22 protein-coding genes and 1 pseudogene are annotated in these 17,422 nt (G+C 68.2%); 9 read left to right on the forward strand and 14 right to left on the reverse strand.

The genetic code is table 11. From position 1 onward, the window contains the following. Positions 1 to 27 precede the first annotated feature (27 nt). Positions 28 to 915 carry an EpsD family peptidyl-prolyl cis-trans isomerase gene (locus HNP60_RS03110; protein ID WP_184150098.1) on the reverse strand — a complete coding sequence of 296 codons (888 nt, stop codon included), beginning with the start codon at positions 913 to 915 and terminating at the stop codon, positions 28 to 30. A gap of 625 nt (positions 916 to 1,540) precedes the next feature. Between HNP60_RS03110 and HNP60_RS03115 the strand changes: the two genes are divergently transcribed. Continuing rightward, positions 1,541 to 2,086, forward strand: coding sequence for a PEPxxWA-CTERM sorting domain-containing protein (locus HNP60_RS03115; protein ID WP_184150101.1), 546 nt, complete (start codon positions 1,541 to 1,543; stop codon positions 2,084 to 2,086). Here the strand turns inward: HNP60_RS03115 and HNP60_RS03120 are convergent. Beyond that, positions 2,074 to 2,235 (reverse strand): hypothetical protein, encoded by a 162-nt coding sequence (locus tag HNP60_RS03120; protein ID WP_184050879.1) that lies wholly within the window; start codon positions 2,233 to 2,235, stop codon positions 2,074 to 2,076. The genes HNP60_RS03115 and HNP60_RS03120 overlap by 13 nt on opposite strands. 162 nt (positions 2,236 to 2,397) lie before the next feature. Here HNP60_RS03120 and HNP60_RS03125 point away from each other — a divergent pair, with 162 nt between their 5' ends. Further along, the gene (locus HNP60_RS03125) at positions 2,398 to 3,027 is read left to right on the forward strand and encodes a PEPxxWA-CTERM sorting domain-containing protein (RefSeq protein ID WP_184150104.1); all 630 of its coding nucleotides are present in this window, start codon (positions 2,398 to 2,400) and stop codon (positions 3,025 to 3,027) included. On the opposite strand, the gene HNP60_RS03130 is transcribed toward HNP60_RS03125, so the two are convergent. The 8 genes from HNP60_RS03130 to dapB all read right to left on the reverse strand — a co-directional run bounded on the left by HNP60_RS03130 (position 3,015) and on the right by dapB (position 7,475). After that, a complete protein-coding gene (locus HNP60_RS03130) occupies positions 3,015 to 3,176 on the reverse strand; it encodes a hypothetical protein (protein ID WP_184150107.1) in 162 nt (53 codons plus the stop codon). The two genes, HNP60_RS03125 and HNP60_RS03130, sit on opposite strands and share 13 nt — an antisense overlap. Further along, entirely contained in the window at positions 3,151 to 3,585 is a 435-nt protein-coding gene (locus HNP60_RS03135; protein WP_184150109.1) for a hypothetical protein, read from the reverse strand. The genes HNP60_RS03130 and HNP60_RS03135 overlap by 26 nt, the downstream gene beginning before the upstream one ends. Positions 3,586 to 3,599: 14 nt before the next feature. Continuing rightward, the gene (locus HNP60_RS03140; protein WP_184150112.1) at positions 3,600 to 4,082 is read right to left on the reverse strand and encodes a lysozyme; all 483 of its coding nucleotides are present in this window, start codon (positions 4,080 to 4,082) and stop codon (positions 3,600 to 3,602) included. An 88-nt stretch (positions 4,083 to 4,170) separates the two neighbouring features. Then, positions 4,171 to 4,446, reverse strand: a complete 276-nt coding sequence (locus HNP60_RS03145) for a hypothetical protein (protein ID WP_184050874.1) — start codon at positions 4,444 to 4,446, stop codon at positions 4,171 to 4,173. A gap of 6 nt (positions 4,447 to 4,452) precedes the next feature. Continuing rightward, positions 4,453 to 5,673 (reverse strand): SGNH/GDSL hydrolase family protein, encoded by a 1,221-nt coding sequence (locus HNP60_RS03150; protein WP_184150115.1) that lies wholly within the window; start codon positions 5,671 to 5,673, stop codon positions 4,453 to 4,455. Further along, positions 5,673 to 5,939 (reverse strand): spike base protein, RCAP_Rcc01079 family, encoded by a 267-nt coding sequence (locus HNP60_RS03155; protein ID WP_014075001.1) that lies wholly within the window; start codon positions 5,937 to 5,939, stop codon positions 5,673 to 5,675. Before HNP60_RS03155 ends, HNP60_RS03150 begins: the two co-directional genes overlap by 1 nt. Positions 5,940 to 6,031: 92 nt before the next feature. Further along, the gene (nth, locus tag HNP60_RS03160) at positions 6,032 to 6,700 is read right to left on the reverse strand and encodes an endonuclease III (RefSeq protein WP_184150118.1); all 669 of its coding nucleotides are present in this window, start codon (positions 6,698 to 6,700) and stop codon (positions 6,032 to 6,034) included. A gap of 7 nt (positions 6,701 to 6,707) precedes the next feature. Then, positions 6,708 to 7,475, reverse strand: coding sequence for a 4-hydroxy-tetrahydrodipicolinate reductase (dapB, locus tag HNP60_RS03165; protein ID WP_184156840.1), 768 nt, complete (start codon positions 7,473 to 7,475; stop codon positions 6,708 to 6,710). Between the two features lie 145 nt (positions 7,476 to 7,620). Here dapB and HNP60_RS03170 point away from each other — a divergent pair, with 145 nt between their 5' ends. Both HNP60_RS03170 and HNP60_RS03175 read left to right on the forward strand, forming a co-directional pair. Continuing rightward, positions 7,621 to 8,322, forward strand: coding sequence for an NAD-dependent deacylase (locus HNP60_RS03170; RefSeq protein ID WP_184150121.1), 702 nt, complete (start codon positions 7,621 to 7,623; stop codon positions 8,320 to 8,322). Positions 8,323 to 8,388: 66 nt separating this feature from the next. Beyond that, the gene (locus HNP60_RS03175) at positions 8,389 to 9,066 is read left to right on the forward strand and encodes an MBL fold metallo-hydrolase (RefSeq protein WP_041391701.1); all 678 of its coding nucleotides are present in this window, start codon (positions 8,389 to 8,391) and stop codon (positions 9,064 to 9,066) included. 177 nt (positions 9,067 to 9,243) lie between these two features. Here HNP60_RS03175 and rnk read toward each other — a convergent pair whose 3' ends face one another. Next, the gene (gene rnk / locus HNP60_RS03180; protein WP_184050862.1) at positions 9,244 to 9,645 is read right to left on the reverse strand and encodes a nucleoside diphosphate kinase regulator; all 402 of its coding nucleotides are present in this window, start codon (positions 9,643 to 9,645) and stop codon (positions 9,244 to 9,246) included. Positions 9,646 to 10,180: 535 nt separating this feature from the next. On the opposite strand from rnk, the gene rpmF reads away from it, so the two are divergent. The 5 genes and pseudogenes from rpmF to HNP60_RS19830 form a co-directional block, all read left to right on the forward strand. After that, the gene (rpmF, locus tag HNP60_RS03185) at positions 10,181 to 10,360 is read left to right on the forward strand and encodes a 50S ribosomal protein L32 (RefSeq protein ID WP_014075008.1); all 180 of its coding nucleotides are present in this window, start codon (positions 10,181 to 10,183) and stop codon (positions 10,358 to 10,360) included. A 23-nt stretch (positions 10,361 to 10,383) separates the two neighbouring features. After that, entirely contained in the window at positions 10,384 to 11,430 is a 1,047-nt protein-coding gene (plsX, locus tag HNP60_RS03190; RefSeq protein ID WP_184050860.1) for a phosphate acyltransferase PlsX, read from the forward strand. Continuing rightward, positions 11,427 to 12,398 carry a beta-ketoacyl-ACP synthase III gene (locus HNP60_RS03195; RefSeq protein WP_184150124.1) on the forward strand — a complete coding sequence of 324 codons (972 nt, stop codon included), beginning with the start codon at positions 11,427 to 11,429 and terminating at the stop codon, positions 12,396 to 12,398. Before plsX ends, HNP60_RS03195 begins: the two co-directional genes overlap by 4 nt. 154 nt (positions 12,399 to 12,552) lie before the next feature. Next, positions 12,553 to 12,849, forward strand: coding sequence for an integration host factor subunit alpha (locus tag HNP60_RS03200; protein ID WP_014075011.1), 297 nt, complete (start codon positions 12,553 to 12,555; stop codon positions 12,847 to 12,849). Between the two features lie 50 nt (positions 12,850 to 12,899). Then, a pseudogene (locus HNP60_RS19830) lies at positions 12,900 to 13,223 on the forward strand (MerR family transcriptional regulator); the annotation flags it as partial. Positions 13,224 to 13,437: 214 nt separating this feature from the next. Here HNP60_RS19830 and HNP60_RS03210 read toward each other — a convergent pair. The 3 genes from HNP60_RS03210 to HNP60_RS03220 all read right to left on the reverse strand — a co-directional run bounded on the left by HNP60_RS03210 (position 13,438) and on the right by HNP60_RS03220 (position 17,298). Further along, positions 13,438 to 13,989, reverse strand: a complete 552-nt coding sequence (locus tag HNP60_RS03210; protein ID WP_184150129.1) for a SixA phosphatase family protein — start codon at positions 13,987 to 13,989, stop codon at positions 13,438 to 13,440. Further along, the gene (locus HNP60_RS03215) at positions 13,986 to 16,751 is read right to left on the reverse strand and encodes a helicase C-terminal domain-containing protein (protein WP_184150132.1); all 2,766 of its coding nucleotides are present in this window, start codon (positions 16,749 to 16,751) and stop codon (positions 13,986 to 13,988) included. Before HNP60_RS03215 ends, HNP60_RS03210 begins: the two co-directional genes overlap by 4 nt. Before the next feature lie 136 nt (positions 16,752 to 16,887). Next, entirely contained in the window at positions 16,888 to 17,298 is a 411-nt protein-coding gene (locus HNP60_RS03220; protein WP_184150135.1) for a PilZ domain-containing protein, read from the reverse strand. Positions 17,299 to 17,422 lie beyond the last annotated feature (124 nt).

A 17,422-nucleotide genomic window follows, 5' to 3' on the forward strand; every position in this document is an offset into this window, starting at 1 on the left:
GCGCCCCTGCGCTGTCCCTTTGCCGGATCAGGGCGTGGCGGGTGCCGCGCCGTTGGTGGCCGCGCCGATCGCGGGCGTGCTTTTCCCGGCGTCGTCCTTGGGCTCGAAACCGGGCTGATACTCGATCTTGGCCTTGGTCTTGGCTTCCTGCAGCCGCTGCTCGCCGATCTTGTTCAGCTCCTCATTGCGCATGGCCTGCGCCGCCATCTGGCGGGATTGCTCGGGCGTCACGGAGATCGGCTCGCGGCCCACGATGGAGTTGATGACGAGCCGGTTGCCGTTCGGCACGATGAAGGGCTCGCCGGCGGGCAGGGCGAGAATGCGCTGCAGCACCTGCGGCGCGACCGTGGCGGAATCGAGCGCGCCGGCGTTGCGCTGGAAGCTGATGCCCATCGCGGTGAGGCGGCTCGCCACTTCGTCAAGCGTATGCGCGCTCTCCAGTTCCTTCAGCCGCTTGGGGTCGGACGGCATGTCGATCACGAGCTGGTCGAGCCGGAAGCGGGTGCGCTCGGCGAACTGCTGGGGATGCGTCGAGACGAAACGGTCGAGCGCGGCGGTGTCGGGCACCTTGATCGTGTCCATCGCCTTCTTGCCATACATGCTGACGAGCAGCTGCTCCTGCATGCGGCGCTCCTGCGTCAGATAGGCAGGGTCGCGGTCGAGCCCGGCTTCCTTGGCGGCCTGGACGAGCAGGCGGCGGTCGACCATGCGCTGGAGCACCCGGCTGCGCACCGCATTCTTGTCGGCGGAGGCGGGCAGGTTCATCTCGGCAATTTCGGCATTCAGTTCCGTAAGGGTGATTTCCTCGCCATTGACGATGGCGACAACCTGTCCCTCGGCCTTCTTCTGGCAGGCGGAAAGAAGCAGGGAAAGGGAAGTCACCGCAACGAGCGAGACGCTCCTCAGCTTAGGCATCGATAGTCTCCAGACAGGCATGAAACAGGATGGAATGGCTTGATGAGGGCAGTGTGTGCGACCTTCCGGAACCCGACGCTCGATGCGGTCCATTCTCTCGCGGACCTGCCTGCCAATAGGGGAAGATGAAACCGGACGACAAGATCAACGCTCTCCAGCAGCCACTGCCAGCGCTGGCGGGTTGGATCTCATCCGCTCGGACCTCCTCTCGCCGAACTCGTCGGGCTGTTGAATGTCCGGCCGGCGTCGTGTCGCGCCTCTTACCGCGCCCCACGGGCCTAAACAAGTCCGTCCCACCATCGGAACGGCCCTGTACCGTTCCGGCACCGAATAAGCCGGGACGATTAATTTTGCATGGAGGATGTGCCCCCGGGGAGGGATGGGGGGCGGTGCGGGGCCGGGCCGGTCGATAGCGGTCGGGCGCGGTGCGGTGCCAATAGATCATTCCGCGAGCCCTGCCGACCGCGTCCCCTCTTTCCCGTCATTCCCACGCACATGGGAATCCAGTTGCCACGCCAAGATGCAGAGCGGCCTTCATCCCCGCCCGCGCCCGTCCCCCCGGGAATGGTTTGAGCGACTCAGGCAATTGCTTCATGATGTCCGCCTCACTGTGGGAGTGACCATCATGAAGAAGTTGCTGTTAGCTGCCTTGCTCGCGGCGGGATCAACCGCGCCTGCACAAGCACTCAAGCTTTACATGGATGCGACGGTCGTGGAAACGGAGTGGGACGGGCCGATCCTCGTCAGCGAAATTTCCTATGACTACACTTGCTTCCTGGACATCGATGAAGGGTTCGTCCTGGCCGATACGAATCTGTTATACCCTGCGTGCAGCAATTATTCCTCGGCCTGCGAACTCGTGCTTGATGGCAACACCATGCACGTCTTCATGCCGAGCTATGGCCCGCTAGGCTCGAATGTGATGAGCCTGACGTTCCAGAATGACATCCACACATTGGCGGATATTCAGCCAGACCTGTTCGAGTCAGGCGGCGTGTTCCTGTACCTGCTTGCGCCCGACCACGTCGGAACAGAAATCATCGGCACCATCCACCGCGTCTATGCCGTTCCCGAGCCCGCCACATGGGCCATGATGATCGGCGGTTTCGCGCTGGCGGGCGGGGCGTTGCGACGGCGGCGGGGGATGGCGGCGCGCGTTCAGTTCGCCTGATCGTTCCAGGTCCGCGCTTCGGCGCGGGCCGCCTCATAGGCATTCACGGCGCCGGCGTGGCGCAGTGCGCACTGGCCGAGCAGCCTGGCCGTCTCGGCCAGCTTGAGCGTCAGCGTGGCGATGTCATTGCGCGCCAGCGGCGGGGGCATCAGCCATCTCCCCACGCCCGGTCGCCGTCGCTCGAACCAACCTCGCGATCAGCGCCCCTCCGGAACTGGCCTGCGGCACCCGACGTCCATTGCTCGGGAATGGTTTGAGCGACTCAGGCAATTGCTTCATGCTGCCCGCCTCACTGTGGGAGGTGAAACATCATGAAGAAGCTCGTCTCTGCTGCGGTCGTTTCGGCCGCCTGTTTGTCGGCGCCTGCCGGAGCGGCTGATTTCCTGGAATACAGGCTCTGGGGCACCGGCACGGAGCGGCGTGTCAGCATCGTCGATCTGCCCGGCGGCGGCTGGATGCAGGAGGTGACTTACCACCAGGGCGCGATGACGCTCTATCTCACGCTTCCGGTGAACAGGCGCGAAGATGAATGGTGGCAAACTTGCCTGTACGATGAGGGAGGCGCCAATTGCTACGTGTCAGGAAACAGCGTCCAGATCGAGCTTTATGCTGCATATAGCGGTGGTGACGTGGCGCTCATATTCGATCATGCATTGTCCCGATTTCCGGACAGCAATGAAGGATTTCTGGGCGCCACGCTCGATTATCATTACGGCGCAAAATATGTCGGCTCATCCTATTATTTCGAGTTCCGGTGGCTGAATGTCAGGGCCTTCAATGCCGAGTCCGATCGCCTGAACGTCATTCGTTTCAATTATTCGCCCGGCATCCCCGAGCCCGCCACATGGGCGATGATGATCGGCGGTTTCGCGCTGGCGGGCGGGGCGTTGCGACGGCGGCGGGGGATGGCGGCGCGCGTTCGGGGCGTTCAGTTCGCCTGATCGTTCCAGCTCCGCGCTTCGGCGCGGGCCGCTTCATAGGCGTTCACGGCGCCGGCGTGGCGCAGTGCGCACTGGCCGAGCAGCCTTGCCGTCTCTGCGAGCTTGAGCGTCAGCGTGGCGATGTCATTGCGCGCCAGCGGCGGGGGCATCGGGCAGGGTGCAGACAAGGCCGCCGGCAGGGCGGGGGGCACAGGCGACAGCCGCAAGGGCGCGGTTGAGTTCGGCGCGCACGCCGTCAGTAATGCCGGCAGCAGGGTCGGAAAAGCGTGTCTCACGGGTCAGCTCCCTGATGAGCGTGGGCTGGATGATGGTGGCGTGGCGCGCGTCCAGCGCATCGATCTGCCCGGTCACGCGCGTGCCGATCGCGCCGATGCTGCCGGCGAGCCGCTGCTCGCTGCGGCGCAGCTCCGTGCGCAGCTGGTTCTCGCTCATGATCCGCGCGGTCTCGATCTGGGCGCGGGTCCGCGTGGCGGCATTGCGGTCGATCCAGCACATCGCGCCCAGCAGGGCGGCGAGCGCGATCCCATGCGGGAGCAGGCGCAGGAGCCAGGCAGGCATGACAGGCCCCGGCATCACAGATTGGTGAGGCACAGCTTGCGCTCCGCCTCCCGCCGGTTGACGAGCCCCTGCAAGCGCTGGCCGCCCGCATTCACCCACATCAGGAAGGCATCGCAGCCGCCTTTCCAGTCGCCGGCATTGAAGCGCCGGGCCACGGTCGAGCGGGCGAAGGCGGCCGGGCCGATATTGTAGGTGAGGCTGATCGCGGCGGCGAACTGATGCGGCCGCTCGCGCAGGGCGGGCACGGCGGCAAGCACGGCCGGGGCGAACTCCGCCGAGAGCGTGCCGTCCAGCATCGCCTCGCATTCGGCGGCGGTGTAGCGGCGCATCGCCACGCGTGTTTCGCCGGTGCAGACGGTCCATATGCCGACCACGTCGCGATAAGGCTCGGTGCGGGTGCCTTCCCAGCGCTCGATGAGCGGGGACGCGATCAGGATCGCGAGCGCCACGAAGGCACTGCCGATGGCGCCGCCGGCTGCCCTGGATTGCCCGCTCATCGCCCGGCCTCGCGCCCGGTCCTGCGTCCGTCGGGGATCAGTCTTGCGCGCAGCGCGCTGCGCATCCTGCCGTGCATCGTTGCGTCTCCTATCTGTGCAGACCGCCGCCCTTGATGGCAGCGATGATGCCGCCGATGCCCGCTAGCAGCGCCGCCACCCATCGGATGAGGCGGCCGGCGGTCTTGGCGGTCGTCCAGGCGGCGAGGACTTCCCGCGTTTCGCGGGCGATTTGCTCCAGCAGGGCGACGCGCTCGGCCAGCGTGCCGAGCTTCTCGCCCTGTCCGTCCACCTTGCCGGTGAGGGCGTCGATCTCGCCGATGAGCCGGTCGAGCTTGGCGCCGAGGTCGTTCTGTGTGCCGGGCATGGCCGTTCAGCCCATCTGCTCGATGTGGCGCAGCGTGCCGGCCATCAGCGCCGCCGTGGCGGCATAGCCTTCCGGCGTCTGGTGGATGCCGTCCGCCAGCAGGTAGCCCGCGCTTACCGCCGCATCGCCACTGCCATAGAAGCTGCGCAGATTGACGACCGGCACGTCATTGCTCGCCGCGAGCGCCAGGATGGCGTCGTTATAGGCCAGCTGCCGGGCCGCGGGCACGGCTTCCGCGCTCGTTTCGGCCGAGGGGCAGGGGCACAGCAGGATCACGCCCGCGCCGCCCGCCTTCGCCGCCGTGATGAGCGACTGCAGCGCGACGTCATAAGCGGCGGTCCAGTTGCCTGCCCGCCAGTCGTTGATGCCCAGGTTGATGATGACGAGATCGGCCTGCTCGGCCTCCAGCAGCTCCAGCCGATAATAAGGCCGGCCGGTCGGCGTGGGCCAGGCCACCGCCTTGCTGGACGAGATCGCGGCATTGTAGACATTGACGAGGCGCTCGTCCCGCAGGCCCTCGATCGAGATGACCGCGTGATAGCCGCTCACCCACGAGAAGCTGATCATGTGCAGGCCGGGCGTTGCCAGCGCCGGCACGGTGGCGGCATCGATGACCAGCTCGCCAAGCGCATAGCCGCCCTCGTTCTGCCGGTCGACGGTCGTCGCCGCGCCGCCGTCGATGCTCCAGGAGAAGGCCCCGGCCGCGGTCGATCGCGTATAGAGCACCCGGAAGCCGGTCACATCCTCGCTGGGCGTGAAAGTGAAGGTGCCGGTGGTGGACTGGCCTAATATCTTCCCGCCCAGCGAGTCTTCCACCGGGTTGCACTGCCCGGTGAAGGTGAAGTTGGGGAAGCTGGCGTTCATGGCGGCCGCCGAGCCCTGGCCGTTGAAGCCCACCAGATTCTCGTGGCTGGTCGCCAGCCCGGCGTCGCGCAGCAGCCGCGCCATGCGGGCCGGCCATGCATGGTAGCGCGAGTTGCCTGTGACGACGCCGCCCGTGGCGGTCGTGCTGTCGCCCACGGTGATGACCCGCATGTTCCGCGTGCCGGCGCGCACGGCGGCGAATCCGGCACGGATGGCGGCCGTGTTGGCGAGCGTGAGGCCGCTCACCGAGGGATCGAGCGGCGGGGCGGGTGGAATGCCGCCACCCCCGTTCTCCATCGGCGGGCGATGGCGGCGCATGCTGCCCGCCGTGCCGAGGCCGAAGCCATAGTCGCGCAGCGTCATCAGGCGAGGCCCACAATGTCCGCGGCCGTGGTGCCGGCGACGCGGATGAAGCGGGGGCGCACGTCGAGGATCTGGCCCGACGCGACGTTCCGGAACGTCACGTCGGCCGCCGCCCCGGCGGTGCGCAGGGTGATGTGGCCGCCGGTGCCGACATAGATCGCCTTGGGCAGCGGATCGATCTCGCTGGTGGCGTGAGGCGTGATCGCGAAGGCATCGCGCGCGGGGAGGGAAAGCGTGTCGATCTGGTGATCGAAGCGGTCGGCCATGAGTCTGCCCTTCCTTGGCTGGTCAAGCGCGGCCGAATCGCCGCCTCGCCCTTAAGCCAGGAAAGGGGTGCTGTAGGACAGGATTAATTTACCTATTTGGATAGTTTCGGATCGACGAGGATCTTGTCCCGGTACAGGCAGATGTCGTTCACCGGGCAGCGCCAGCATTCCGGCCGCCGCGCCTTGCAGATGTAGCGCCCGTGCAGGATCAGCCAGTGATGCGCATCGCGCCGGAAGGGCTGCGGCACCCGCTTCTCCAGCCCTTTCTCTACCGCAAGGACGGTCTTGCCCGGTGCCAGCCCCATGCGGTTGGCGACGCGGAAGATGTGCGTGTCGACCGCGAAAGTCTCCTCGCCGAACGCGGTGTTCATCACCACATTGGCGGTCTTGCGTCCCACGCCCGGCAGGCTGGTCAGCACGTCGCGGTCGCGCGGCACTTCACCGTCATGGTTCGCGATCAGCGCTTCGGAGAGGGCGATCACATTCTTCGCCTTGGTGTTGAACAGGCCGATGGTGCGGATATGGCGCTTGAGGCCTTCCTCGCCCAGCGCCACCATCTGCGCCGGGGTCTTCACCGTCTCGAACAGGCCCCGCGTCGCCTTGTTCACGCCCGCGTCCGTCGCCTGTGCCGAGAGCACGACGGCGACGAGGAGCTGATAGTCATTGCCATAATCGAGTTCGGTGCGCGGCGCCGGGTTCGCCTCGGCGAGGCGCGAGAACAGCTCGAAAATCTGCGCGCGGTTGAGCTGGCGAGCGGCCATGGCGGCATCAGAGCCCCAGCACGTCCGCCATGGTGTAGCGCCCCGGGGCCTTGCCGATCAGCCATTGCGCGGCCTTCACGGCCCCGCGCGCGAAGATCACCCGGCTTTCCGCCCGGTGCCCGAGCTCGATCCGTTCATTCTCCCCGGCGAGGATCACCAGATGGTCGCCCGCGACCGATCCGCCGCGCAGGCTGGCAAAGCCGATGTCGCCCGGCCGCCGCGCGCCGGTGATGCCGTCGCGGCCTCGCGCGCTGTGGGTGGCGAGGTCGATGCCGCGTCCCTGCGCCGCCGCCTGTCCCAGCAGCAAAGCGGTGCCGGAGGGGGCATCGACCTTGTGCCGGTGATGCATCTCGGCGATCTCGATGTCCCAGTCGTCGCCCAGCCGGGCGGCCGCCTCGCGCACCAGCGCGGCGAGCAGGTTCACGCCGAGCGAAGTGTTGCCGGTCTGCAGCACGGCGATATGCGCCGCCGCCGCGTCGATCGCGGCCTGATGCTCGGTTTCCAGCCCGGTCGTGCCGATGAGCAGCGGCTTGCCCGCTGCGATGCAGGCGTCGAGATGCGCGCGCAGCGCCGCGGGCACGGAGAAGTCGATCAGCACGTCCGCACGCGTCGCGAGGGTCCCCGGATCAGTGGTGATCGGTGCCCCGGCCGCCCCGATGGTTCCCTCCGCCTTGCCGTCCGTCCCGCCCGCGATCACGAGCCCGGCCGCGTCCGCCACGCCCGCAATGGCCTGGCCCATGCGCCCCCGCGCCCCGAAAATGCCGATCGCCGTCATCCTTGCCGCGCCCTTCATGGAAATGCCGTCCGCCCGGCCGATGCCAGACTGGCGCGCGCTTGTCATCCGCTCTCGTCCGGCGTCATCCCCCGATCCCGCGCGGGAACGCTTGCGGTCGCCCGGCCGTTGATGTCTGATCGCATCCATGGCCCAACCGCGCAGCCTCGTCATCCTCACCGGCGCCGGCATTTCCGCCGAGAGCGGCCTTGCGACCTTTCGCGGCCCCGGTGGCCTGTGGGAAGGGCACCGCGTCGAGGATGTCTGCACGCCCGGGGCGCTCGCGCGCGATCCGGCGCTGGTGCATCGCTTCTATGATCTGCGCCGCGCCGCGCTGGCGGGCGTGGCGCCCAATGATGCGCATGCGGCGCTCGCCCGGCTGGAGCGTGCCTGGGCCGGCGACTTTCTGATCGTCACCCAGAATGTCGATGATCTTCACGAGCGGGCGGGCTCGCGCCGGGTGCTGCACATGCATGGTGAGTTGCTCTCTGCCCTGTGCGCCGCTTGCGGCCACCGGCTGACATGGCAGGGCAGCCTTGCGCCGGGCACGGCCTGCCCCAGCTGCGGGTCGCCGCGCCTGCGGCCGGACATCGTGTTCTTCGGCGAGATGCCTTATGCCATGGAACGGATCGAAGCGGCGCTGTCCCGCGCCGATCTGTTCGTTTCCATCGGCACGTCGGGCGCGGTCTATCCTGCCGCGGGCTTCGTCCGCATGGCGGGCGCCTTCGGTGCCGCCACGCTGGAACTCAATCTGGAGCCCTCCGCCGGCAGCGACTGGTTCGACGCGTGCCGGCACGGGCCGGCGAGCGTGGTCGTCCCCGACTGGGTGAATGAGATGCTCGCGCCTTGAGGCGGTGGAGCCGGGCCTGCACCGGCTGCCCTTGCGCCGTCGCCGCCCCGCTGCCACATCGGCGCCATGAACGCTCCCACCGAAAATCCCCCGATGCGCGCGACCATGATCCCGGTCACGCCGCTCCAGCAGAACTGCACCTTGATCTGGTGCACGCGCACCATGCATGGCGCGCTGGTCGATCCGGGCGGGGATCTGCCGCGTCTCAAGCAGGCGGTGGAGCAGCATGGCGTGATGCTGGAGAAGATCCTCGTCACCCATGGCCATATCGATCATTGCGGGCAGGCGATCGTGTTGGCGACGGAGCTTTGCCTGCCCATCGAGGGACCCCATGAGGATGATCGCTTCTGGATTTCCCGGCTGGATGAGGACGGCAAGCGCTGGGGCCTGCCGGGCAAGCCCTTCGAGCCCGATCGCTGGCTGGTCGACGGCGATCAGGTGACGGTCGGCGAACTCGTGCTGGATGTCATCCATTGCCCCGGCCACACGCCGGGCCATGTGGTCTTCCATCATGCCCCCTCCAAGCTCGCGCTGGTCGGCGACGTGCTGTTCCAGGGCTCGATCGGCCGCACCGATTTCCCGCTCGGCAATCATGATGATCTCATCGCGTCGATCACCCGCAAGCTCTGGCCTTTGGGCGGGGATACGATCTTCGTTCCCGGCCACGGCCAGCCCAGCAGCTTCGCGCATGAGCGCGCGAGCAATCCCTATGTCGGCGATGCCGTGACCGGCCTTCGCGGCTGATCGACGCGCCGCGCCCCACCGCGCCCTCGTCCCTGGATTCCCGTGTTCACGGGAATGACGAGGAAAAAAGGCGAACCACGTTCCGCACCCAAGCGCCCTGAGCCCTCTCCCCTTCAAGGGGAGAGGGTTGGGAGAGGGGTAGGGCGCGACAGCGCTCCCCCTCCACCCCGGCACCCCTCAGGCGTGCCGCACCTTGTCGATGCGCAGGGTGCGCTCGGCGCCGCCGCGGTCGGGCCAGAGGATGGACTGGCCTTCGCGCAGCCCGATGAGGCCGGCGCCGACCGGCGTGAGGATGGAGATGCGGCCGGCCGCGATATCCGCTTCGCCGGGATAGACGAGCTGCACGCAATGCTGCGCCCCGCTCGCCTCGTCGGTGAAGTCGACGGTTGCGCCCATCGTCACGGTGCCTGCCGGCATGTCCTGCGCATCATGGACCTCCGCGCGGCCCACTTCCTCGAGCAGCAGCGCGCTCACCTGGGGCAGGCGCTCGGCGGCGGCCAGGGCGAGATCGGTCAGCGCGTCGGCTTCGGTCTCGATCATGTGCACCGGCGGGCGCCGGTCGGGCGAGGAAAGGGTCATGGCTGGTCACTCTATATATGTTGATGGAAGATGTCGGCTGGCGAGGGTGGCGGCGCGGCTGCACCGGTCGCGGCCTGTGCCGCATGGTCCCTTGCCAATGGTTGGCCCCGGGCTCGGGGCATGACGCACCTGACCCGGGGCTAGATGCCCGCGAGGCGCTGTCCCCCGTGATGCCGGGAGCGCAGACATGTTTGGTGGCAAGTCATGGCGGGCAGGATGTCAGCCCCCTGGCCGACCGTCAACCATGCGTTCGATCATACAGGTTCCGGGGCGGCGGGGAGGGCCGGGCTGGCCGTCTGCCCCCTCCCGGTATAAGGGCGCGATGCCCGGTGGCCGGTCGGCAGGATGCACCCGCCGGTCGTGCCGGGCGGCGCAAGGAATGGGTTGCGTGGGCGCAAAAAAACGCTATAGGCGCTCACTCTCGCGAATGCCCGGCCCCCTTTGAGGTCGCGTCCCTTTGTGGCCGCCGCGATGCCGAACAGGCGGCCAGGCAAGCGACCCGTTTTGACGATCAAGATTTTGAACAGGTGCCCTCATGGCTGTCCCTAAGAGAAAAACCACGCCGTCCAAGCGCGGCATGCGCCGCAGCCATGATACGCTGCGCGTCGAGGCGTTCCAGGAATGCCCGAATTGCGGCGAGCTGAAGCGTCCGCACAATCTGTGCACTGCCTGCGGGCATTATAACGGCCGCGAAGTCGTCGCGATCGGCGCCTGACACCCGGTCTGGGGGATAATGTCGTGACACTGCCGCGAATCGCGATTGATGCGATGGGCGGCGATGAAGGCGTGCGCACCATCGTGGCGGGCGTCGCGCTCGCGCGACGGCGCCACGAGGGGCTGCGCTTCATCCTGTTCGGCGATGAAGCCCAGATCCAGGACGCGCTCGGCCATCACCCCAATCTCTCCCGCGCGGCCGAGATCGTTCATACCGATCGTGTCGTCGCCGCGACGGACAAGCCCAGTCAGGCGATTCGCCAGTCGCGCGGCAGCTCCATGGGGCTCGCCATCCAGGCCGTGAAGAACGGGGATGCGATGGCGGCCGTCTCGGCGGGCAACACCGGCGCGCTGATGGCGATGGCCAAGCTCGCCTTGCGGACGCTGCCCGGCATCGATCGTCCCGCCCTCGCGGCCTTTCTGCCCACCCTCGGCGACAATGATGTCGTGATGCTGGACCTTGGCGCGAACACCGAGTGTGATGCGCGCAATCTCGTCCAGTTCGCGATCATGGGCGCGGCTTATGCCCGCGTGGTGCTGGATCTGGAGACGCCGCGTGTGCGGCTGCTCAACATCGGGACCGAGGAGCTCAAGGGCACCGACGAGATTCGCGATGCCGCGGCGTTCCTGCGCACGGCGTCGGGGCTTCCCCTGCGGTTTGATGGCTTCATCGAGGGTGATCGCATCGGCAGCGGCGATGCGGACGTGATCGTCTCGGAAGGCTTTGCCGGCAACATCGCGCTCAAGACGGCGGAAGGCACCGCCCGGTTCGTGACTGACGTGCTGCGCCGCGCCTTCACCAGTTCCCTGCGCTCGAAGGCGGGCTTTCTCCTGTCGAAGCCGGCGCTGCATCTCCTCAAGGTCCATCTCGATCCCAACAATCACAATGGCGCGGTCTTTCTGGGCCTGAACGGCATGGTGGTGAAAAGCCATGGCGGCGCGGACGAGAAGGGCATCGCCAATGCGGTGCATGTGGCCGCCCGTCTGGTGGAAGCCGATCTGGCCGCGCGGATCGCCGGGGACATGGCGCGCGTCGGCCCCATATTGAGCGAGGAAATGATCGCCAAATGACCTTGCGTTCCGTGATCATGGGAACGGGTTCGGCCCTGCCGCGCCGCTGTGTCGACAATGCCGAGCTGGCCACGATGGTGGACACGAGCGACGAGTGGATCGTCGGGCGCACCGGTATCCGGACCCGCTATATCGCGGGCGAAGGCGAGACGACGTCCACGCTTGCCACCGAGGCATCGCGCAAGGCGCTCGAGGCGGCCGGCATGGTCCCCGGCGACATCGATCTCATCGTGCTGGCGACGGCGACGCCCGACCAGACCTTTCCGGCCAGCGCGACGATCGTTCAGGCCGCGCTCGGCATCAACGATTGCGTCGCGTTCGACGTCGCGGCGGTCTGCTCCGGCTTCCTTTATGCCATCACCGTTGCGGACAACATGCTGCGCGGCGGCGCTGCGAAGACTGCGCTCGTCATCGGCGCGGAAACCTTCAGCCGCATCCTGGACTGGGAGGATCGCGCGACCTGCGTCCTGTTCGGGGACGGCGCAGGCGCGGTCGTGCTGCAGGCGCAGGATACGGACGAGGCGACCGGGCGGGGCATCCTCGCCAGCCGCCTGCATGCCGATGGACGCCATAACGGGCTGCTGAATGTCGATGGCGGGCCGTCCACCACCGGCACTGTCGGCAAGGTGCGCATGAAGGGGCAGGACGTGTTCCGCCATGCCGTCGTCAATCTCGCCCAGGTCATGCGCGAAGTGCTGGAGGATGTCGGCGTCACGCCCGATCAGGTGGATTGGGTGATCCCGCACCAGGCCAATGCGCGCATTCTGGACGCGACCGCGCGCAAGCTCGGGCTCGATCCCGCGCGCGTGGTGGTGACGGTGGACCGGCATGCCAACACCTCGGCCGCCTCGGTTCCGCTGGCGCTCGACACGGCCGTGCGGGACGGGCGAGTCAAGCAAGGCGATCTCGTCGTGCTGGAGGCGATGGGCGGCGGTTTCACATGGGCCGCTTCGATCCTGCGCTACTGATCATTGCGCCCTGCGCAACGGTTGGGCAATTTTCCGCCCAGAATCGGCGGCTTGCCCCTTATGTTCCCATTGCAAAGCCCGTATTTCTGGCTCACAGATCATGTTGCGGCGATATGGGGGTGTGGCCGCGAATCTTTCGTTTTTGGGGGACGAAATGAGTGCTGATGAAACCTTGACCCGTGCCGAGATCGCCGAGCAGCTCAATCGCCAGATCGGCCTGTCGCGCGCGGAGTCGGCGCAACTGGTCGAACAGGTGCTGGAACTGGTGACCGAAGCGCTGGAACATGGCGAGAATGTGAAGATTTCCGGCTTCGGGACATTCGTGCTGCGCGACAAGAATGAGCGGATCGGCCGCAATCCCAAGACCGGCATCGAGGTCTCGATCACGCCGCGCCGGGTGCTGACCTTCCGTCCGAGCCAGTCGCTGCGCGATCGCGTCGCGGGCGCCTGAAACGCCCGAGCCGGATTGACCCGCGCGGCGGGATCGTTGCACAATGCGCCATGGCCAAGGATGACGGCGCGTTTTTGACGATAGGAGAGCTGGCTCAGGAACTGGGCGTCGCTCAACATATCCTGCGCTATTGGGAAACGCGCTTCCCGCAACTCCGTCCGCTGCAGCGCTCGGGCAATCGCCGTTATTACCGGCCCCGCGACGTGGAGATCGCCCGGCGTATCAACCGGCTGCTCAACGAGGAAGGCTTCACCGTCAAGGGCGCCCAGCGCGCCCTCGCGGGACGGAGCCCGGCGCCGGCCGACATGCCTGCCCCGGCACCGGCCGCCAACGATGCCGCAACCGCGCCCACCGATGCCGCGCCCGCGCTGCAGCAGGCAGCCCCTGTCGCCCCGGTCCCGCCGGCCGGTCCGCAAGGCGTGCTGCCGATCGGGGATCTGCCGGTGGCCGCCCGGCCCGCGCCGCGTCAGGTCGCGCAGACCGATCTCGCGCTGCTCATTGCCCGGCTGACCGTCATTCGCCAGAATCTCGCGGACGCGATCGAGGGCGCCTGAGTCCCTGAGGCCTGCCGCCGGCGCGGCGGCCCGCTCAGCGCTGGTCCGGGCCCAGTGCCGGGTCGAGATCGCGCGGCCGCATGAAGCTGCGCAGCGTTGCCCGCCCGGCGAAATCATGGGCCAGGCTCGCCCAGTCCGTGACATCGAAATCCAGCACGGCAAGCGCGGCGGTAGGGAATTTGGTCTCGACCGAATCGCGCAGTGGCGATCGCGCATCGTCGGGCACGGCGGTGAGGATCAGCTCCTCCAGCCCGGGGCTGTGCCCGGCGAGCAGGATGCTCGAAGCCGGCTCCCGCGTCTCCGCCAGCACTTCGGCCAGCGTCGTTCCGGCCGCCAGATAGATGCGCAGGTCATAGGCCGGCTCGGGGCACGCGCCATAAGCCTCGCGGAAATGGCGCAGCGTATCGACCACCCGCGCGGCGGGCGAGGCAATGATGGCATCGAAGGTCAGCCCATGATGAGCGGCCCAGCGGCCCATCACGGCGGCGGCGCGATGTCCCCGGTCGTTGAGGCTGCGGTCGAAATCCCGCAAGGCGGCGTCGCTCCAGTCGGATTTCGCGTGACGCAGGACGATGACTCTCTTCATTCCCTTGTCGGCACTCCCTCGATCCGCGACCCGTTCTGCGCCTCCTGCCTCAATTTCGTAGCGGAACCAAGCCGGGAGCGCACTCTTTCGATCGCTTCGTCGAGCGGGATGCGCAGGATCGGGACGCCGGGGGGAAAGGCGCCCAGCAGCCTGCTCGGCATGGCGGCGGAGAGGATCACGAACTGGCCGCGATCGTCCGCGCGGCGGATGAGGCGGCCGAAGGCCTGCGCCAGCCGGGCGCGAACCTGCCGGTCGTCATGCGCCGTCGGGGCGCCGCTCGCCTGGCGCCGCACCGCGTTCAGCACCGATGGCTTGGGCCATGGCACGCCTTCCATCACGACGAGGCGCAGCGAATCGCCCGGCACGTCCACGCCGTCGCGCAGCGCGTCGGTGCCCAGCAGCGAGGCGCGCGGATCGTCGCGGAACATGTCGATCAGGGTCGCCGGGTCGAAAGGGTCGACATGCTGCGCGTAGAGCGGCAGCCCGGCCCGCGCGAGCCGATCCGCGATTCGCGCCTGCACGGATCGCAGCCGACGGATGGCCGTGAAGAGGCCGAGCGTGCCGCCGCCCGCTGCCTCGATGAGCCGCGCATAGGCGCCCGCCAGCGCGGGCAGGTCGCCGCGCTTGATGTCCGTAACGATCAGCACTTCGCTCTGGCTGGCATAATCGAACGGGCTTTCCACATCGAACCATCGCGGCGTGGCGGCGAGATGGCTGGCGCCGGTGCGGCCAATCGCCGTGTCCACGTCGCCGCCCGCGCGCAGGGTGGCGGATGTGACGAGCACGCCATGCGCCGGCTGCAGCACCACTTCGGCCAGCGGCCGGGTGGGGTCGAGCCAGTGGCGATGCAGGCCGATGTCATATTCGCGCCCCTCCGCGCGGTCGACGGCAAGCCAGTCGACGAAATCGGGGTCCGGCGCGCTGCCCACGCGCAGCAGCAGGGCGATCCAGCTGCGCAGCAGGTCGCACCGCCAGCCGAGCGCGGAGATCGCGCCGTCGATGCGGGCCCGGGCCGGCGCGTCGAGCCAGTCGGGCGCGAGTTCGATCACGGCGACGAGCCGCTTGGCGAGCCGCTGCAGTGGCGTCAGCAGCGCCTCGAGCGCCGCCGCGCCTTCCGTCGCGGCATCGATCAGAGCGCCATCGGCCTCGGCCAGGTCCACTTCCAGCCCATAGCCGGGGTCGGTTTCCTTCCCGTCACGCTCGGCGCGGGCATAGACGGTGTCGCGCACCGCGCAGAGCAGCGCCTCGATCTCGCCGTCCGGCGCGCGTTCGTGCACGCGACGCATCCACTCCTCGCCCGGCAGCGCCCGCGCCGCCTCGCGCGCGTCGTCGATGGCGTGAGCGCCGTCGGCGTCGTAGCTCGCCACGTCGGAGAGGCGCGCCGCAAGGCCCCGCCGCCGTCCGCGCCGCTCCTTCTCCGGCCCCATGATCCAGCGGCGCAGCTCGATGGCCTCGCGGCCGGTCAGCGCGGCGGCGAAGGTCGAATCGGCCGCGTCGAAGAGATGGTGGCCCTCGTCGAAGACGATCCGCGTCGGCGCGCCCTGCGTCTCGCGCCCGCGCGCGGCATTGATCATCACCAGCGCATGATTGGCGATGACGATGTCCGCGCCCTGGCTCGCCCGGCTCGCGCGCTCGATGAAGCAGGTGCGGAAATGCGGGCAGCCGGCATAGATGCATTCGCCGCGCCGGTCGGTGAGCGCGGTAGCCCCCGCGCGGCGGAAGAGGGCGGGCAGCCATCCCGGCATGTCGCCGCCCACCATGTCGCCGTCGCGCGAATAGGCCGCCCAGCGCGCCACGAACTGCGCGAGCACGGCCGCGCGCCCCGCGAAGCCGCCTTGCAGCGCGTCTTCCAGGTTGAGCAGACAGAGATAGTTCTCGCGGCCCTTGCGGATGACCACATGCCGGCGGAAGCTGGCGTCGTCCGGATAATGGCGGCGGGCTTCGCGGTCGAGCTGGCGTTGCAGCGCCTTGGTGTAGGTGGAGATCCACACGGTGCCGCCCGCGCGTTCCGCCCAGAGCGTGGCTGGCGCGAGATAGCCCAGCGTCTTGCCGATGCCGGTGCCGGCCTCGGCCAGCACGATATTGGGTATGTCCTGCCGCGTGCGCGGATCGAAGCCGTCGGCGGCGGCGAGCGAGAAGTCGCGCTGGCCGCTGCGCGTCTCGGCGCCCTGCCCGGTCAGGGCGGCGAGCCGGCCGAGCACCTCCTCGTCGGCCAGCGTCACCGGGCGGGGCTGCGGACGCGGCGGCTGGTCCTCCCATTGCGGCAGGCGGCTGAACAGCCAGCGCTCGGCCTGCGCGGGCTGGGCGATCCGGTCGCGCAGCAGCGGCACCCAGCTCCAGCGCAGCCGCTCGAGCTGCTTCAGGCTCGTCCATGCGCCTTCGCGCTCGGCCCAGTCCGGCCGCCCGGCCCAGTCCAGCATGGCAAGAGCGAGGTGCGGCACCAGCGCGGTCGCTTGGGTATCGTTGGCCGGTGGCGCCATGCCGAGCGCGCGCGCCAGCCCGGCGACCGTGGGAATGACGAAACGCGCGGGGAAGAGGAAAGCGAAGAGTTCGAGCAGGTCGAGTCCGGAGAGGTCCGCATGGCCCAGGCGCGCGCCGAGCAGCGGGGCATTCACCATCAGCAGCGGTGTGTCGGCCGCACGCGCCAGTGCTTCGCCCCGGCTCAGGGAAAGGACGTCGTCACCCCCGTCGCTCAGCCAGATCCCGGCATGGTTGGCGTGCAGCGCGGGCGGAAGCGGGACGGGGAGGGAAGAGAGAGCCACGCCGCACCCATAGCCTGCTCGCTACGAGGTGGGAACGCTTGGAGAACATTGCGGGGAAGATTTTTGCCCGGGGCGGTGGCGGGATGGTCCCTGCCAGCGTCAGCGCCGATGCCGGGGTGGTCGCCCGGTCGTGCGTTCAGCCCGTGCGGCGGCCGAAGCCCCCGGTCGCGCGGCCGAAGGAGCGCAGGCCCTGTCCGCCGAGCCGCGCCTGCATCGGTTCATAAGCGAGGTGCGTGCCGGTCGGTGCCTCGCCGGGCAGCTGGCTGGCGCGCGCGAGCATCAGCCGCTCGTGCAGGGGGCCGTCGGTGAGCGGGAAGGAGAATTTCACGCCCATGCGATCCACTTCGGCCCAGCGGCACTGGGCGTAGAGGGTCTGGCCCATATATTCGATCTGGAAGCGCGTTCCGGCCGGCAGGGTGCAGCCGATGACCTGCGCGCCATGTTCGGTCATGTCGGCGATGGCCGCCTCCAGCGAGTCGAGCACAGTCGTGATCGTCACCGGGATTTCGACGCCGATCCGCCTTTGCCGCTCAACCTGTGTTTCCATGCCCGTTTCCTTGTGTCTCCGCCATGCTGCGTCACCGTTCGAAGTCGTTTCGAAAACTGCCCTCTAGCGTGTTATATTAGGACTGCACTGGTAAAATTTCCCGTAACCGCGAATATTGGAAATG

Origin of the sequence: Sphingobium lignivorans, from assembly GCF_014203955.1 — a bacterium.
GTDB classification, from domain to species: Bacteria; Pseudomonadota; Alphaproteobacteria; order Sphingomonadales; family Sphingomonadaceae; genus Sphingobium; species Sphingobium lignivorans.

Excerpts from the sequence above, each read along its gene's own strand:
- HNP60_RS03200 (WP_014075011.1), top strand. The coding sequence starts at position 12,553 with ATGAGTGCTGATGAAACCTTGACCCGTGCCGAGATCGCCGAGCAGCTC.
- HNP60_RS03120 (WP_184050879.1), bottom strand. The coding sequence starts at position 2,235 with ATGCCCCCGCCGCTGGCGCGCAATGACATCGCCACGCTGACGCTCAAG.
- HNP60_RS03175 (WP_041391701.1), top strand. The coding sequence starts at position 8,389 with ATGAACGCTCCCACCGAAAATCCCCCGATGCGCGCGACCATGATCCCG.
- HNP60_RS03150 (WP_184150115.1), bottom strand. The coding sequence starts at position 5,673 with ATGACGCTGCGCGACTATGGCTTCGGCCTCGGCACGGCGGGCAGCATG.
- HNP60_RS03210 (WP_184150129.1), bottom strand. The coding sequence starts at position 13,989 with ATGAAGAGAGTCATCGTCCTGCGTCACGCGAAATCCGACTGGAGCGAC.
- HNP60_RS03130 (WP_184150107.1), bottom strand. The coding sequence starts at position 3,176 with ATGCCCCCGCCGCTGGCGCGCAATGACATCGCCACGCTGACGCTCAAG.
- HNP60_RS03155 (WP_014075001.1), bottom strand. The coding sequence starts at position 5,939 with ATGGCCGACCGCTTCGATCACCAGATCGACACGCTTTCCCTCCCCGCG.
- dapB (WP_184156840.1), bottom strand. The coding sequence starts at position 7,475 with ATGACGGCGATCGGCATTTTCGGGGCGCGGGGGCGCATGGGCCAGGCC.
- HNP60_RS03110 (WP_184150098.1), bottom strand. The coding sequence starts at position 915 with ATGCCTAAGCTGAGGAGCGTCTCGCTCGTTGCGGTGACTTCCCTTTCC.
- HNP60_RS03125 (WP_184150104.1), top strand. The coding sequence starts at position 2,398 with ATGAAGAAGCTCGTCTCTGCTGCGGTCGTTTCGGCCGCCTGTTTGTCG.
- HNP60_RS03145 (WP_184050874.1), bottom strand. The coding sequence starts at position 4,446 with ATGCCCGGCACACAGAACGACCTCGGCGCCAAGCTCGACCGGCTCATC.
- HNP60_RS03115 (WP_184150101.1), top strand. The coding sequence starts at position 1,541 with ATGAAGAAGTTGCTGTTAGCTGCCTTGCTCGCGGCGGGATCAACCGCG.
- HNP60_RS03135 (WP_184150109.1), bottom strand. The coding sequence starts at position 3,585 with ATGCCTGCCTGGCTCCTGCGCCTGCTCCCGCATGGGATCGCGCTCGCC.
- HNP60_RS03140 (WP_184150112.1), bottom strand. The coding sequence starts at position 4,082 with ATGAGCGGGCAATCCAGGGCAGCCGGCGGCGCCATCGGCAGTGCCTTC.
- rnk (WP_184050862.1), bottom strand. The coding sequence starts at position 9,645 with ATGACCCTTTCCTCGCCCGACCGGCGCCCGCCGGTGCACATGATCGAG.
- rpmF (WP_014075008.1), top strand. The coding sequence starts at position 10,181 with ATGGCTGTCCCTAAGAGAAAAACCACGCCGTCCAAGCGCGGCATGCGC.
- nth (WP_184150118.1), bottom strand. The coding sequence starts at position 6,700 with ATGGCCGCTCGCCAGCTCAACCGCGCGCAGATTTTCGAGCTGTTCTCG.
- HNP60_RS03170 (WP_184150121.1), top strand. The coding sequence starts at position 7,621 with ATGGCCCAACCGCGCAGCCTCGTCATCCTCACCGGCGCCGGCATTTCC.
- HNP60_RS03220 (WP_184150135.1), bottom strand. The coding sequence starts at position 17,298 with ATGGAAACACAGGTTGAGCGGCAAAGGCGGATCGGCGTCGAAATCCCG.
- HNP60_RS03195 (WP_184150124.1), top strand. The coding sequence starts at position 11,427 with ATGACCTTGCGTTCCGTGATCATGGGAACGGGTTCGGCCCTGCCGCGC.